Source organism: Aquimarina pacifica (assembly GCF_000520955.1).
GTDB classification, from domain to species: Bacteria; Bacteroidota; Bacteroidia; order Flavobacteriales; family Flavobacteriaceae; genus Aquimarina; species Aquimarina pacifica.
Genome location: NZ_JACC01000008.1, coordinates 92,313 through 107,939, shown reverse-complemented (window position 1 = coordinate 107,939; position 15,627 = coordinate 92,313). Strand labels below are relative to the sequence as shown.

14 protein-coding genes are annotated in these 15,627 nt (G+C 33.5%); 6 read left to right on the top strand and 8 right to left on the bottom strand.

Translation table 11 applies throughout. The annotated features are described in order from the left end of the window. Positions 1-4: 4 nt before the first annotated feature. Both DZ60_RS0105925 and fabD read left to right on the top strand, forming a co-directional pair. Positions 5-856 (top strand): fructosamine kinase family protein, encoded by an 852-nt coding sequence (locus DZ60_RS0105925; RefSeq protein ID WP_025741171.1) that lies wholly within the window; start codon positions 5-7, stop codon positions 854-856. 85 nt (positions 857-941) lie between these two features. Next, positions 942-1,823, top strand: a complete 882-nt coding sequence (gene fabD / locus DZ60_RS0105920; protein WP_025741170.1) for an ACP S-malonyltransferase — start codon at positions 942-944, stop codon at positions 1,821-1,823. Between the two features lie 184 nt (positions 1,824-2,007). Here fabD and DZ60_RS0105915 read toward each other — a convergent pair whose 3' ends face one another. Both DZ60_RS0105915 and DZ60_RS0105910 read right to left on the bottom strand, forming a co-directional pair. Further along, positions 2,008-2,874, bottom strand: a complete 867-nt coding sequence (locus tag DZ60_RS0105915; protein ID WP_025741169.1) for a hypothetical protein — start codon at positions 2,872-2,874, stop codon at positions 2,008-2,010. A gap of 21 nt (positions 2,875-2,895) precedes the next feature. Then, positions 2,896-3,591: an Ig-like domain-containing protein gene (locus DZ60_RS0105910; protein WP_025741168.1), complete on the bottom strand. Its 696-nt coding sequence runs from the start codon at positions 3,589-3,591 to the stop codon at positions 2,896-2,898. A 612-nt stretch (positions 3,592-4,203) separates the two neighbouring features. Here DZ60_RS0105910 and DZ60_RS22580 point away from each other — a divergent pair. The 3 genes from DZ60_RS22580 (at position 4,204) to DZ60_RS0105895 (ending at position 6,908) form a co-directional block, all read left to right on the top strand. Next, a complete protein-coding gene (locus tag DZ60_RS22580) occupies positions 4,204-5,229 on the top strand; it encodes a YHYH protein (protein ID WP_025741167.1) in 1,026 nt (341 codons plus the stop codon). An 80-nt stretch (positions 5,230-5,309) separates the two neighbouring features. After that, positions 5,310-5,849, top strand: coding sequence for a hypothetical protein (locus DZ60_RS0105900; RefSeq protein ID WP_025741166.1), 540 nt, complete (start codon positions 5,310-5,312; stop codon positions 5,847-5,849). Positions 5,850-6,197: 348 nt separating this feature from the next. Then, positions 6,198-6,908 (top strand): DUF481 domain-containing protein, encoded by a 711-nt coding sequence (locus tag DZ60_RS0105895; RefSeq protein ID WP_034228834.1) that lies wholly within the window; start codon positions 6,198-6,200, stop codon positions 6,906-6,908. A gap of 56 nt (positions 6,909-6,964) precedes the next feature. Here the strand turns inward: DZ60_RS0105895 and DZ60_RS0105890 are convergent, their stop codons facing one another. The 4 genes from DZ60_RS0105890 to DZ60_RS0105880 all read right to left on the bottom strand — a co-directional run bounded on the left by DZ60_RS0105890 (position 6,965) and on the right by DZ60_RS0105880 (position 12,615). Next, positions 6,965-8,242 carry a metal-dependent hydrolase family protein gene (locus tag DZ60_RS0105890; protein WP_025741164.1) on the bottom strand — a complete coding sequence of 426 codons (1,278 nt, stop codon included), beginning with the start codon at positions 8,240-8,242 and terminating at the stop codon, positions 6,965-6,967. Between the two features lie 124 nt (positions 8,243-8,366). Beyond that, positions 8,367-9,971 carry a DEAD/DEAH box helicase gene (locus tag DZ60_RS24070; RefSeq protein ID WP_051477587.1) on the bottom strand — a complete coding sequence of 535 codons (1,605 nt, stop codon included), beginning with the start codon at positions 9,969-9,971 and terminating at the stop codon, positions 8,367-8,369. A gap of 110 nt (positions 9,972-10,081) precedes the next feature. Beyond that, complete coding sequence (locus DZ60_RS24065) at positions 10,082-11,296, bottom strand: hypothetical protein (protein ID WP_051477586.1); 1,215 nt, start codon at positions 11,294-11,296, stop codon at positions 10,082-10,084. Positions 11,297-11,445: 149 nt separating this feature from the next. Then, complete coding sequence (locus DZ60_RS0105880) at positions 11,446-12,615, bottom strand: DegT/DnrJ/EryC1/StrS family aminotransferase (protein WP_025741163.1); 1,170 nt, start codon at positions 12,613-12,615, stop codon at positions 11,446-11,448. Between the two features lie 191 nt (positions 12,616-12,806). Between DZ60_RS0105880 and DZ60_RS0105875 the strand changes: the two genes are divergently transcribed. Continuing rightward, entirely contained in the window at positions 12,807-13,964 is a 1,158-nt protein-coding gene (locus tag DZ60_RS0105875; protein WP_241448726.1) for a 3-deoxy-D-manno-octulosonic acid transferase, read from the top strand. A gap of 17 nt (positions 13,965-13,981) precedes the next feature. Here the strand turns inward: DZ60_RS0105875 and DZ60_RS0105870 are convergent, their stop codons facing one another. Further along, positions 13,982-14,638: a DUF2461 domain-containing protein gene (locus DZ60_RS0105870; RefSeq protein ID WP_025741161.1), complete on the bottom strand. Its 657-nt coding sequence runs from the start codon at positions 14,636-14,638 to the stop codon at positions 13,982-13,984. A 14-nt stretch (positions 14,639-14,652) separates the two neighbouring features. Then, positions 14,653-15,267: a deoxynucleoside kinase gene (locus tag DZ60_RS0105865; RefSeq protein WP_025741160.1), complete on the bottom strand. Its 615-nt coding sequence runs from the start codon at positions 15,265-15,267 to the stop codon at positions 14,653-14,655. Positions 15,268-15,627 lie beyond the last annotated feature (360 nt).

Below are 15,627 nucleotides of genomic sequence, written 5' to 3'. Positions count from 1 at the left end.
ATTTTTGTTATCAGAATCAATTGTATATCACTTAGAGAAGTTTCTTTCAGAAAAAATAATATCTTCAGTGCGTATGTCAGGAGGAGATATTAATGACGTCTATATGTTATCTACTACCAAGGGTAAAGTAATAGTAAAAATAAACATAGCCTCATTATTTCCCGAGATGTTTGCTGCAGAGGCAAAAGGACTTAAGGAGTTAAAAAGCTCGAATACATTTAGAGTTCCTGAAATATTGGGATTTGATACGATTGATAACACTTCTTTTTTACTACTAGAATATATTAATACTGGACAACCATCTGGGGATTTTTGGACAGTTTTTGGAGAAAAATTGGCTTTATTGCATCAGCAAAGTTCTCCTTGTTTTGGACTGAGTATCGATAATTATATAGGAAGTTTACCCCAATTCAATGCAAGGCACCATACAGCCGAACAGTTTTACATACAGCAGCGTTTGCATCCTCAATTCGAATTAGCAGCGACGAATGGTTTTCTATTCTCTGGGTTGGATCAATTTTATAAATGTATAGAAGATGAAATCCCCAAAGAACCGGCAAGTTTGATTCATGGTGATTTATGGAGTGGTAATTTTATAGTAGGCAATGGTGGCATTCCTTGTTTAATTGATCCAGCAGTTGCATTTGCACCTAGAGAAATGGATATTAGTATGATGTTGCTTTTCGGAGGTTTTGATTCAGAATTGTTTCGAGTATATGATGAGGTTTTTCCGTTTTCGCATAATTGGAGAGAGCGATTGTCGATATGGCAGTTATATTACTTACTAGTTCATCTTAATATATTTGGGAGCTCCTATTATGATAGCGTAAAAAATGTTTTAAATAAATATTCCTAAAAGGTATAGTAAGCTCTAAAAGCATAAATTCTAGAAGTAAGTTATAATCCTTACTTTTGTCAAAATTTTAAACAAACACGATCATATGAATGCATATGTATTTCCTGGTCAAGGAGCACAGTTTTCGGGAATGGGTTTAGATCTATATGAAAACTCAGAAATAGCAAAAGAACTTTTTCATAAAGCTAATGATATATTAGGTTTTGAGATTACTAAAATTATGTTCGAAGGTACTGCTGAAGAACTAAAGCAAACCAAGGTTACACAACCGGCTATCTTTTTACATTCGGTAATCCTCAGCAAAGTGATGGGTGAAACGTTTGTGCCAGATATGGTTGCAGGTCATTCTTTGGGAGAATTCTCTGCATTGGTTGCCAATGGAGTGCTTACTTTTGAAGATGCCTTACTTTTGGTGTCAAAAAGAGCACTGGCTATGCAAAAAGCATGTGAAGCATTACCCTCTACAATGGCAGCAGTTTTGGGATTAGAAGATGAAGTAGTAGAGGAAGGATGTAATACTATAGACGGTATAGTTGTCGCGGCAAATTATAATTGCCCGGGTCAATTGGTGATTTCTGGAGAAATAGAGGCAATAGAAAAAGCGTGTGAATTGATGAAAGAGAAAGGCGCAAGAAGAGCACTGATGTTACCTGTAGGTGGTGCGTTTCATTCACCATTAATGGAGCCCGCCCGAGAAGAACTTGCAGCTGCTATCGAGGCAACAACTTTTAGTACACCAACTTGTCCAATTTATCAAAATGTAACCACAACAGCAGTTACAGATCCCGAGGAGATTAAAAAGAATTTGATTGCTCAACTTACCGCTCCTGTAAAATGGACACAAAGTGTGCAACAGATGATCAATGATGGAGCTACACTATTTACAGAAGTGGGTCCAGGAAAGGTATTGTCGGGCTTAGTAAAAAAGATTGATAGATCTTTAGAAACGGCTTTGGCATCTGTCTAACCAAAATTGAAATACTTCTTTTTTGTATATTATTAACCACCAATTAAATTAGGTGGTTATTATCTCAAAAAGATACATGGTATAAAAATAAAGCTCTCAAAAATAGGTGCGTTTTTGAGAGCTTTATTTTTTACCAATTATGAATTAGAACAAGTCTTTTGACTAATTTTAACTCATAGTTCTATTATTTAATAACAAGAAAAACACCGCCGGATATTGAGGCATTTGCATAAATAATACGTCCATCTATTGCAGAAGAATAAGCGACAGAAACACCTATTTTTTTTGTGATGTAATACGCGATTTCTCCTCCTAGATTAGTGTATTCTATATTGTTTGCAAAAATACTTCCTTGCGAATTTATGGCAGATTTATCTCCGTTTTTTAGGGATTGTACGCGATTAAGCCTTCCTAGGAGTAATACTTTTTTCTTAAATAATGAAATACCTGTTTCTGCACCTAGATGCAACTCATCAGAAAAGTCCTGAGTTCTATTATTGTAACCAATAAAAGTTTTGGCATATAAGGATGTCTTTTTTATAGAAAAAGGAACTCCAAAATTTAATTGAATAAGCTGATTAAACTCACCATCTCCTGTTTGAAAACTTCCATCAGATCCCCCAGCATCATTTCCTGTTGGGAGCCCAAGTTTTAATGTAGCAGCTATGGCTATGTTGCTTCTTTTCAGAAGACTATAGCGCACAGCGATATCTATATCACCAATACTATTAAGAGCTTCACCTTCTTGAATAACTTCCCCAGTGGTTGCAGAGATTTGATCGTTTTGGTAGGTTCTAGAAAAAAAAGGTACATATGCAATTGCATCTAGTTTATCAGAAATTCCATATTCACCATAAAAATTCAGGTTAAAAAGCCCTCTGGTTGCATTTGGGTCTATTTTGCCCGTGTCTGTAAAATGTTGATCAGATACTAATGACCACGCAGATACTTTGTAATATCCGTTGTTTTTGCCTTTTACCCATTGTGCATTCGATATTAGAATACCACCAAGTAAAGTGCATATAAAAAGCCAATGTTTTATAGTTACCATTTTTTATATATTACCGATTATTCAGTTTATTTTTCCTTCTCCTACTTTTACAGAAAATGGTTTGCACCAATATAGTAAGTACCCGTATTGATTAATGCCAACCTCCTGATCACTTATATCATAAACATGAGCTCCGCTAAAGACCGTTACAGGTCCAACCTCAAAAGCATTTTCTATAGAATTAGGATTGTTTGTAAGGTATAAGTACAAGCCAGGTAAGGCAGTTGATGCAGAATAATTATCTGATATAGATATACGAATATTATCTTGCGTAGATTGTTCAGTTATCATAAAGTCTCCTGTTAGTTCATAACTAGAGGTTGTTTTAATAACTCCTGTCTTAATATCGTTGTCTAGAACTGTACCTGTACTGACTTGTAGTGTGTTACGAGTAATTGCGTTTTCTGTTTCATCATTTATTCGAACACTGATAATGGCTTCACCTTCTTTTAGAGCAGTGGCAAGGCCTAATTCGTTTATACTAATAATGGTATCATCAGAACTTGTCCATAAAAAAGTAACGTTTTCTTCTTGTCCTATGTTATTAAGATAGGTCGCTTCGAATTGATGAGTTTCTCCTACAGCCAATGATATTAAGGGGTTGTCAATTCTTAATATGGGGTCAATGGTATCCTCAATAATATCTTCACCGATACAGGAAACAAAGCAGGCAAAAATAAGAGTCATAAGTAAAAAACGGCTATTTGTAGCTCTCATACGTTCTGGTTTTATAAAACAATCTAATACAGAGTTATACGATCTGTTTTCAAAATACAGTACTTGGTCGCAATGAATTTTGTAAGCTTACAATTATTTGTAATTATAAAAGAACAGGCGGTGTTAACTTGGGCGTTCGGGCGGGCTATTCATTGCAATTCCTCGCATCTCCTATCGTCGAGCTGCGGGATTTTCATTGCTATCCCTAACGCTAACCTCTTTATGAAAATATAAGAACATGTACTTTTCGAAAATCTACACTGTTTGAAAAATAATAGCCAAAAACTCTTATAAATCTTTTAGAAATTGAAACGATTTTTGATAGATGCACTTAGGTGAGAATGGTATCACTTGAAGAATATATATATGAGAAATAAGTATCAAAAGTTCATGTGATTGATTATGACAATAAAATTAGTGTTTATTAGGTCAGTTGGGTATGCAAGAAGGGGCGTTTTCTGTGAATTGTATTTATTTTTTTATTGAAGATTTAAAAATAGAGATACGCTGAATTTAGTAATACGTCGACTGAAATTTTTTGTCAAATTTTTAATAATGGTGATAAATGATTTACTTTTAGTATATTAACTTATAGAACTATTTGTAGAACTTATGAGAGATTTAAATAAAGTAAAATATATAGTCTTATTGCTTTTGTCTATGATTGCGGTAGGATCCTGTAATAGTGATGATTCAGGTACAAATGAAGAAGAAGCTGTAGGAGATGAAGATGTTGACGGAGATGGAGATGGCGATGGAGAAGTTGCAGATTGTGAAACCAGAGATGATTATAATTTGGTTAATGGTCCGGGAGTTTGTAGTGTAGATTTAGATATTTCGAATCTCTTTACAATGGTTGAAGAAAATGGAAATAGGGTAATTACGGCAAATAATATCCCTGAGCATGAGGTTGGTGTTTTTAACAATGCTGATGTATCAGCTCAAGATGAGACCTATACTATTACACTTACACCAGAAGTAGCAAATGAATTGACATCTTTACAGGGAGATACCGGTCCCGAATTTAGATTTGGTGTTTTGTTAAATGGGGTAGAGTTGGATCCCATTGCAGCAGAACCCTGGCCCCATAGTGATTTAGGGATCATGGATCCAGATGTTAATTGGGATTGGAACCTGGAAGCTCTAAACATTGGGATTGGATTAGATTGTAATTATTCGCATGTACAACCAACAGGACAATATCATAGTCATGGGGCGCCCGCTTTGTATGATAAAATTGCAAATGCAACAGGTGATGAGATGGTATTGGTAGGCTATGCCGCTGATGGTTTTCCATTGTATTATAAGTATGCTTATGAAACGGCTAGTGATAATACATCTTCTATTGTAGCAATGAGTTCGAGTTACAGACAAAAGACAGGTAATAGACCAGGTGATGGAGAAACGGCTCCATGTTCTGAATATGATGGGGCGTACTCTGCCGATTATGAATATATAGAAGATCTAGGTACTTTGGATGAAGCTAACGGAAGAACGGGTGTTACACCAGAATACCCAGATGGGACGTATTATTATATACTTACTGATGGAGACGAGTTCCCAAGTATCCCAAGATATTTTAGAGGTACGCCTTCGGTAGATTTTGCTCAAGGTGGAGGGCAAGGTGGAGCTCCATAGTAAGGTACTCTTAGCGTTTTTATTGTATAATTTTGGCTATGATGTTAATAAGTAAGAATTGTCTACTAGTATTCATGAACATGTTTTTATTTTTTGCAGGACATGCTCATGATGCTGATAAAGCATATTTTAAAATTCATAAAGAAGCAGATAATGTGGTTGTTTTTGCAGAATTTCCTTGGAGTATAAGAAAGGTGTTAGATAATATTAAAACAGAAAATAGTACGGATCAGAACCTTCAAATTAGACTACTTAACTACATTAAAAAAAATATCATTTTAGAAAATAATGAAGGAGATAGATTTCCTATTGTCAATATTGAATTTTTAAAGAATAGAAATGAAGGACATCATAGTACAGTAAATTATAAAATATTTTTTAAAGGAGATCGGCTATTTAAGGTTACAAATACCATAATGTGTGATTACTTTAAAAATCAACAGAACTACCATGAACTTTCTAATGTGTCCCACCCAAAAATTACGAATGCAGAAAACACATACTTTATAATAAATCAAAACAATTCTAACATTGGATTTAAGTACTATCTATCTATAATTTTGGTGTTATTTATTATAATTTCCATTTTTCTGAGAAGAAAGCTGTTTTTTAGACAATAAGATACTCAAGCTAGCCTATTTTTGGAAGTTTTGTTTTCACTTTTTTAGCGAATACTAAATTTTGTATTTCGAGACTTTACAAATAAGCATAGGTCTTTCTATCTAGTTAAAAAAGCCATTTTCTCTCGGGATAATTCTTATTGGGTTTTCATTAATTTTGCTTGTATCTATTGATTGCTCTATAGAGATTAAAATGAGTCAAGAAACATAGTACTAAAGTAGTATCTTTGGGAAATTAATTAATGATTGGTGAAAACACTGTAAAATGTATTAGAAATGCTATCTGAGTATAATTATCAACTAGTAAGAAAAAGTATATTGTTTTTTTTATTGATAAGCTGTTTTTTCTTGCAGGCACAAATAGTTAATGTAGAAAACTTGAGACATGAGATTGATTCTACAGGTTGGTCTGGTCATGTTAGATTAGACGGGCAATTAGAAAAAAACAATACCAGTAGAATTTTAAATTTTTCTAATCAATTACGACTTCAGTATAAGCGTGAAAAGAGTGTGTGGTTTTTAATACACGACATGAGTTTTAAGGAAATAAATGCAACCGAAATTATAAACAACAGTACGCAGCATTTAAGATATAGTCATGAATTATCTTCAAGAGTTTCTTATGAGGCTTTTTTACAGTCTCAATCTGATAAAGTGTCCGAAATAAAGATAAGAGCTCTGGCAGGTACAGGGTTGCGATTTAACTTATATAACGCAAAAAAATATAAATTTTTTCTAGGAGTAACCATGATGTACGAGTATGAAAATTCTGTTGATGATATAGAAAATGTTCAAAACAACATAAGAAGTAGCAACTATGTTTCTTTTAAAATAAAACCAAATGATAACATTTCATTAGTAAGTAGTAATTATTTTCAACCACTAATAGACTATATTTCTGATTATAGAATTTTAAGCGAAACAGCAATAATGCTTAAGATTGTCAAAAATTTAAAATTTATAACAACCCTGTATTATATTTTTGATTCTTTTCCTGTTACCAATGTTGCAAAAGAACAATATAAACTAACAAGCGGATTAGTGTATTCTTTTGATTAAAATGGTACGATTTATTCCTGCAAATGTTAAGTTAAAGAGGTTCTTAATTTTAGAGGCTATTCTTTTTTAAATACTTCACCTTCTTTCATAACAAAAACAACGTCTTCCATGGTATTAATATTTTTGGTTGGGTCTTCATTGACGGCAATAATATCGGCAAGGAAACCAGTTGCAATTTGCCCCAATTGATTTTCCATGTTTAGGATTTTTGCGTTCGTTATTGTTGCACTTTGAATCGTTTCTATTGCTGGCATTCCTGCTTCGGTCATAAAACCAAATTCTTTACCATTTTGTCCGTGTGCAAATACGCCGGCATCGGTGCCAAAAGCAATACCGACTCCTCGTGCATATGCTTTTTTAAATGTGTTCTGTATTTTTGGACCTATTTCTAATGCTTTCGGAACAATAATAGAAGGATAATAGTCTTTTATTGTTGCTTTTTGAGTTACTTCTTTTCCTGCTGAGATGGTGGGGACGAGATAGGCATTGTGTTCTTTCATCATGTCCATAGTTTTTTCACTCATCAGAGTGCCATGTTCTATTGTTTTTACACCGCCCAAAATAGCACGTTGCATTCCTTCATCTCCATGAGCATGAGCCGCAACATGAAAACCATAATCTTTTGCAGTTTCACAAATGGCTTTGATTTCTTCAACGGTAAATTGGGGGTTAGAACTACTTTTAGCAACACTTAATACGCCTCCTGTAGCTGTGATTTTAATAAGGTCAGCCCCATTTTTATATCGCTGGCGTACTGCTTTTTTTGCATCCTCGACACTATTGACGACACCTTCTTTGGGACCTGGGTCACCTATTAGAGATCGTTTATTACCATTCGTAGGATCGGCATGTCCTCCTGTAGTTGCTAAGGATTTACCTGCAGTGAAAATTCTAGGGCCTATTATTTTATGACTATTGATTGCTTTTTTTAGAGAAATATTTACCCCTGTTCCTCCTAAATCTCTAACAGTAGTAAAACCGGCCATCAATGTTTTTTGTGCAAACCCTACAGAATTATAAGCTACATCTGCCTCACTAGCAGTATATTTTTGTAAATACGCATTAGGATTTGTCTCATTCTCAATATGCACATGCAGATCAATTAACCCAGGTAATACCGTTTTATCCTTAAGATCGAGAACAATATCTTTTGTGCCGCCATTGATATATCCATTTTCTACTCGTATTATTTTATTTCCAGAAACGACGATTGTTTTTTCAGTTTCAATTTTCCCTGACTTCGTGTTTACTAATTTTCCAGAGTGAATATAAATATCTTGAGAAAAGGTAATGCTCGTGATTAATATTAAGAGTAGAGTATAAGCGTATTTCATAATGCAAAGAGTGAGTTTGAGTTTACGATGGGTAATTTAAATAAAAATGAGAATACTATTTCATTGATTAAGGTTTTATTTAGAAACGTAATAAGAATTGATGTACGATTATCTTTAGCTGAGATTATTTTAAAAGACTCTCTAGATTTGTTTCTACAAAATCAGGAACAGTATTTACTTCAATAATGTCGTTAGAAAGGTTCTTTTTTTGTTCTTGTAGGCGTAATATTTTTTCTTCGATAGTATCTTTGGTTATAAATCGGGTAACGATTACATTTTGTGCTTGACCTATTCGATGTGCTCGAGCAATTGCTTGTTTTTCTATAAAGGGATTCCACCATGGATCAAGAAGTATGACATATGATGCTTGGGTAAGGTTAAGCCCTACGCCACCAGCTTTAAGCGAAATAAAAAATAGAGAGATGTTATCATTGTTCTGAAATTCATGTACCACTTTCTCCCGATCATCACTTTTGGTTTGTCCTGTCAAACACACAAACGGAATATCGTTTTGTTTTGACCAAGATTCATATATAGCTAGGTGAGAAACAAAAGAGCTGAAAATCAATACCTTCTTTTTAGACTTCACCAGTATATCCAGATAATTGGTTACATCCTTAAATTTCCCGGATTGATTTTCTGATGTATTGTTGATCAATTGAGGATGATTGGCTAATTGTCTAAGTTTTGTAAGTGTATTGATGATATTAATTTTATTTATAGAAACTGGATCGATACCAAGTAGGACATTACGTGCAATAGATTTTTCTGATTCATATTGTTTTTCTTGATCAGGTAACATTTCAGTGTAGATTACTTGTTCTGATAATGCTGGCAGGTCTTTAGCAACTTCTTCTTTTGTTCGTCTAAGAATAAACGGATCAATTAATTCTTTTAATTCCTGAATGCGTTCCTGATTTTGATGTTTTTCTATGGGAGTTTTAAAATGTTCCTTAAAAAAAGGAAAGCTTCCTAACATACCCGGGTTAATAAATTGCATCTGCGACCATAGGTCTGATAATGAATTTTCTATAGGAGTACCACTCAATGAAATTTTATTTGAGGCATGTATCTTACTTATAGCCTGAAAAACTTTTGAATTTTTATTTTTTATTTGTTGACTTTCATCCAAAATTAAGTACTTGAAATCAATTTTTTCTAGTACAGAAATGTCATTCGATGCGGTTGCATAGGTAGTTAAAACAATATCGTAGGTTTCGAGATAAGGAGCGATTTTTTTTCGATCTGACCCAAGATATTTTATGATCGTAAGATGTGGAGCAAATTTTTGAAGTTCTTGCACCCAATTAAACATCAAAGATGATGGTAAAATAATAAGAACTTTAAGAAAGGTTTTTATGGCGAGAGGTTCATCAAACAAGTCAAATTGAATTCTTTTTATCTCATCTTCATTAGGAGTAAGCTGTTCTTTAGTAAAAACAAGCATCGCAATAGTCTGTAGCGTTTTTCCTAACCCCATGTCATCGGCAAGACAGGCGCCTAAACCATGATTGTAATGTTGTACTAACCACTGTACACCTTGTTCTTGATAGGGGCGAAGTGTTGCTTTAAGTAATGAAGATGTTTGATACTTTGTTTTAGTAATCTCTTCTAATTCAATTTCTTGAGAAGGGATGATTTCTTTAAGAATAGGGTAGTTGTTTTTCTTGACTCTAACGGTATCTCCTTCTATATCACTAAAGTTTGATAGTTTTTTATAGCGACTCATCCAAGCTAAGGGGATAATAAAGATTTCAGTATCACCTATTGGGAAAAACCTGTTATTGTTTTTGATGTAAGGAATGAATTGTGAAAAAGGTATCTCTTGTTCTCCTATTCTTATAATACCTTTGATGTCAAACCAGTCTTTTTTTTTTGGTTGCTTATGGTAATATTATAAGGAGCTGTTGTACTGTTTTTACCCTCGAACAAAGGTAGTTTTATTTCAAACCCTTGATTTTCTAATTGTTTTCGGTTTTGCGAAATCCACTCTAGGATCTCATAAGGGTCGGTGGCCCCTTCAAGTTCTAACATCAAATTATTATTAACATGAAGACCTAGAGATACTAAAAAGTCAATGTGTTCTTGTTCATTTTTCGGGTTTCTTTTTGTCTGTATAACTTGTAAGTCATTACTCTGATTAAGAAGCACAGTTGAGTAAGTGCTTTTTGAACCGTTATACTCAAAGGTAACATCATGATATTCAAAAAAGACTTTGGCAACATAAATATTGCGTATAAAGTCCTGAACAACCTCTATCCTCTTGGATTTAATATCAGTGTAGGTAAGGATATCGAATCCATTCGCAATAACATCAATGTTTTTGATAACCGGAATTATAATTTTTTCGACATATGTTTTGATATGTTTTTTTGCAATAGTAATTTTTTCTTTGTTCTGAAAAGGTTTTAGTTTATTGGCATTTAGGTTTTGAATAGGATACACCTTTTTGTCAATACTGATCCATGCAGGTTCATTTAGTAAAACAACAATATTGTGTTTTTGAGGAATGAATATCTTTTCTCCATCTTTCAGAGAAAAAGCATATTCTATACCATCTTCTGTTTTGGTAAACTCTGGTATGGGGTGCAGGTGATTTGTAGCTAAGGTTAATTTATGATCTTCTACACGATCTTTTCTTTCTGCATTATAACTTATGAAATATCTGTGTGTATAAATTAGCTCAAAAAAAACAGCTAGTTTTTTATGCACATACATAAGAATGACTTCTTTTTTCTTAGGGTCTTTTAAAAGGTCTGAAAGAGTTAGTTTTTTTCTTTGAACAGTTTGAAAACGCTTTTTAAGTGTATTAGGTTTTAGTTTAGTACAGATATCTAATAGTTGCTCATGTGGTGTATCAAGATATTCTAACCCATGGCTATTCAGGGTTTCAGAGGTGGCCTGTTTTTCTATGTACTCAAGATGTCCTTCATTAGACAATGGGACGATATATGCCTCTGGCAATAGAGGGATGTCTACAATATTAGAGTCAATAAGATTGTAACAAATACAAAAAGAGTTCATTGGTTTCTTAGAAGTAGGTGTAATATCCATTTAATTATAAAAAGTCAGGTCAAATAAATAACCGACATATAATATTTACAGATATTAAAAAATTAAATAATAATTAGTCTCTCAAAAGCACAAATTTCAATCAAATGAAAGTCATGTTTCTATATAAAGGTTCTATGTGTTCGTATGCTTTATTTTGTAACAAAATCAATAATAGTTGTTGTAATAAATGCGATTTGTTCGTCATCTAATTCTGTGTGCATAGGTAGTGAAATTACCTCTTTTACTAGTTGATTTGTTACCGGAAAATCCGCCTCGTTATAGCGAGAATCCTGATATGCTTTTTGACTATGTAATGGAATTGGATAATAGATTCCACAAGGAATCCCAGTATCATTAAGGTGTTTTACCAAGGCGTCTCGATCAGTGTTTAATACACGAAGTGTGTATTGATGAAAAACGTGACAATCACAAGCATTACAACTAGTATTTATATCCTTATCACACCCTTTTCCTTTAATACTTGGGGTGATAATGTTTTTAATTCCTGCAAAAGCCTCGGTATATTTTTTTGCTGCAGTTCTTCTTGCATTATTATAATTATCAAGATTTGGTAATTTTGCTCTTAATACAGCTGCTTGTATTGAGTCCAAGCGTGAGTTTACACCAACTACATCATGATGATATCTTTTATACATTCCGTGATTAACAACCCCTCGAATTGTATGTGCTAAGTCATCATCATTTGTAAAAATAGCGCCTCCATCTCCGTAACACCCTAGGTTTTTCGAAGGAAAAAATGAAGTAGAGCCAACATGTCCTATGGCTCCTGTTTTTGCAGACGAGCCATCGGCAAAAGTATAGGTGCTACCAATTCCCTGAGCATTGTCTTCAATAATAAATAGGTTGTGTTCCTCAGCAATTTGCATAATTGCATCCATATTAGCCGGTTGACCAAATAAATGAACTGGTACGATAGCTTTTGTTTTTGAAGTAATCGCTTTTTTTATAGCAACTGGATCTATATTAAAAGTATCTGGTTCTACATCAACCAATACAGGAGTCAACTTAAGTAAAGCAATCACTTCTACCGTTGCTGCAAAAGTAAAGTCTGCAGTGATTACTTCATCTCCAGGTTGTAATCCTAAACCCATCATTGCAATCTGTAGCGCATCGGTACCATTACCACAAGGGATCACATGTTTTACAGAAAGATATGCTTCTAATTCTTCCTGAAAACTGCGAACTTCAGGTCCGTTAATAAAAGCGGTGTTTTCTATGACATCAAGTATAGAGGAGTCTACACGTTCTTTAATATGCTCGTATTGACCCTTGAGGTCAACCATTTGTATTTTCTTCATGGTCGTGTTTTATAACCCGACGAAAGTACAAAATAATGATGCTATTGTCAATGTAATTTTAGATAAAAGAAATGTATTTTAGCAATTCATTAAAATCAAGATTAGTGGGTAGTATATACAATATTTTTATAACGCTCTTCAATACAATCTTACCTTTACTAGGAGGGCTAAGCTCGAAACTGAAATTGTTTGTGAATGGAAGAAAAAAGGTTTTTACTGTATTAGAGAGAGAAATACTAGATAAGGATAGAGTTCTATGGTTTCACTGTGCATCATTAGGAGAGTACGAGCAGGGAGTACCCGTCATGGAAGTTTTAAAAAAGAAATATCCTTCTCATAAATTGTTGGTTACTTTTTTTTCCCCTTCGGGATATGAGGCAAAGAAAAATAGCACCTTAGCAGATGTTATTGTATATCTGCCAATAGATACAAGAGCGAATGTGAGACGTTTTTTAGACCTCGCACATCCAGAATTAGCGGTTTTTGTAAAGTATGAGTTTTGGCCCAATTATTTATTAGGATTACATGCACAAAACATTCCGGTCTTGTTTATATCGGCAGCTTTTAGAGAAGGTCAGGTGTTTTTTAAATGGTATGGCGGTTTTATGAAAAAAGTATTGCAAGTCGTACAACACTTCTTTGTGCAAGATGCTGTTTCTAAAAGATTACTTGAAAAACATGGTTTTACCAATGTAACTTTGAGTGGAGATACCCGTTTTGATAGAGTATCGCACCAAATAGAAATGAATAATCAGGTAGATTTTATTTCAGAATTTATTAATAACCGACTTTGTATCGTGATAGGGAGCTCATGGCCAGAGGATGAAGAGGTTTTTGTAGAATACATAAATCAATCGAAGAGTAATCTTTGTTTTATTATTGCACCACATGAGATAAAGGAAAATGCTACAACCTCATTATGTAAAAAACTAAAAAAGGAAACAGTTTTATTTTCGAATAAAGAGAATGTAGTTCTCAAAAATCAAGATGTTTTTATAATGAATACTATTGGGTATTTGTCCAGAGTATATAGTTATGCGGATATAGCATATGTTGGCGGAGCCATGGGGACAGGTGGATTGCATAATATTTTAGAGCCAGCCACTTTTGGAATTCCTATTGTTATCGGAAAGAACTACGAAAAGTTTAGAGAAGCTATTCAGCTTCAGAAGCTTGCGGGCTTATTTTCTGTGTCTAACCAAGATGAGTTTAATCGTATTATGGGTAAATTAATTGATAATGAAAAATTTAGAGAAAAAACAGGAATGATTGCGGGGCACTTTATTGATAGTAATACAGGAGCTACCAATAGGATTATAGAATACCTCGAAAATAAAATTAAAAACTAAATGATAAGTAACCTGAATTATACGGTAACGGCTTCATTAAAATATCTTCGAAACGGAAGCATTTCTTTATATACATCTATTACTCGATCCATAAAATTCTCTTCTAGAACATCATTTTTTGTCAAAGGGTGAACAACTGCAAATGTTCGATAACGCAATAGGTCTATATATCTATGATCAGATGAATATCCTTTGGGAGTAGTTTTTAGTTTGTTGGGATCTAATAATATCCCTCCAAAGGTGTCTTTAAAACTTTTTTTATCCAAGATTTTTTCAAGTTCTTCTCCATTGTAATCAATAGCTTCTCTTATACTAGTCAATATTTTATTGTCAGGTCTCCAGTATCCGCCTGCCAAGAGGCATTGAGATAGTCCAATCTCAATATAAAAATCTCCTTGTTTTGTACGTTGATCTAAACCTGCTCCAAAGTGATCTTTGTAAACGGGTTTATTTGGGTGAAAAAGTAAATTATTATTTATGCGATTAATTCCTTTTTTCCCAGGAGTTGGGTAATAGTTCACATCGATAGTCGCTAATTTTTCATCTAGGGTATCGAGCCAATTCACAAATGAGCTTCTAAGGTTTTGATAACGTTTTCTGTGGATATCCATCCACTCTTTGTGATTGTTGTTTTGTAAGTCTTCAAGAAACTCAAATAGCGCATTAAAATCCATGGCATTGGTCATTCTTAGAATAATCCGTTTAATTCTGCATCGATACGATTGATAATATTTCCTAAATCTTCAGGGTTGTCAACAAAATTAAGTTGGTCGACATCAACAATAAGTAAGTTGCCTTTGTCATAATCGTGTGCCCAAGCTTCATAACGTTCATTAAGTCTACTAAGATAATCTATGCTAATCGTATTTTCATATTCACGACCACGTTTATGAATTTGATTTACTAAGTTAGGGATGCTACTACGTAAATAAATTAATAAATCAGGACCTTCTACAACCCCTTCCATAAGATCAAAAAGGGATCTGTAATTCTCATAATCTCGGTTAGTCATGAGTCCCATTGCATGTAAGTTTGGAGCAAAAATATAAGCATCTTCATAGATTGTTCGATCCTGAATAATGTCTTTGCCGCTCTCACGAATATCCACTATTTGTCTAAAACGACTGTTTAGGAAATAAATTTGAAGGTTAAAAGACCATCGTTCCATTTTGTTATAAAAATCTTCTAAATATGGATTTTCTAAAACGTCTTCAAAATGAGGTTCCCATTTATAATGTTTAGCAAGTAATCGGGTCAATGTTGTTTTTCCTGCTCCGATATTTCCAGCTATAGCTACATGCATAATAGATCGTTTTTCTTGGGATTGTTATTTAAAAATATACCTTAGATATTGGGGTAAATATAATAGATTTTATGAGTAAGATAAAAGGGATGCCAAGGAATTTCGCTAATAATATTTTTTTTGAAATTCTATGATATCTACTCAATAAACATGTGAGGTGTGTAGGTTCATGCATATTTCTATTTTGAGCTCATTTAAATTTTTGTTTTTAAGCAAAAAATTGCGAACAAAACAAAAATCTAAATGAGTTTCTTTGTTTTGGATGTAACTAATTGTTTTATAAGTGTATGGCTTACTGATTTATTGGGGTTTACTATAAAAGTTTGAAATACAATAAAGACTAAAGTTTTTTGTAGAAAG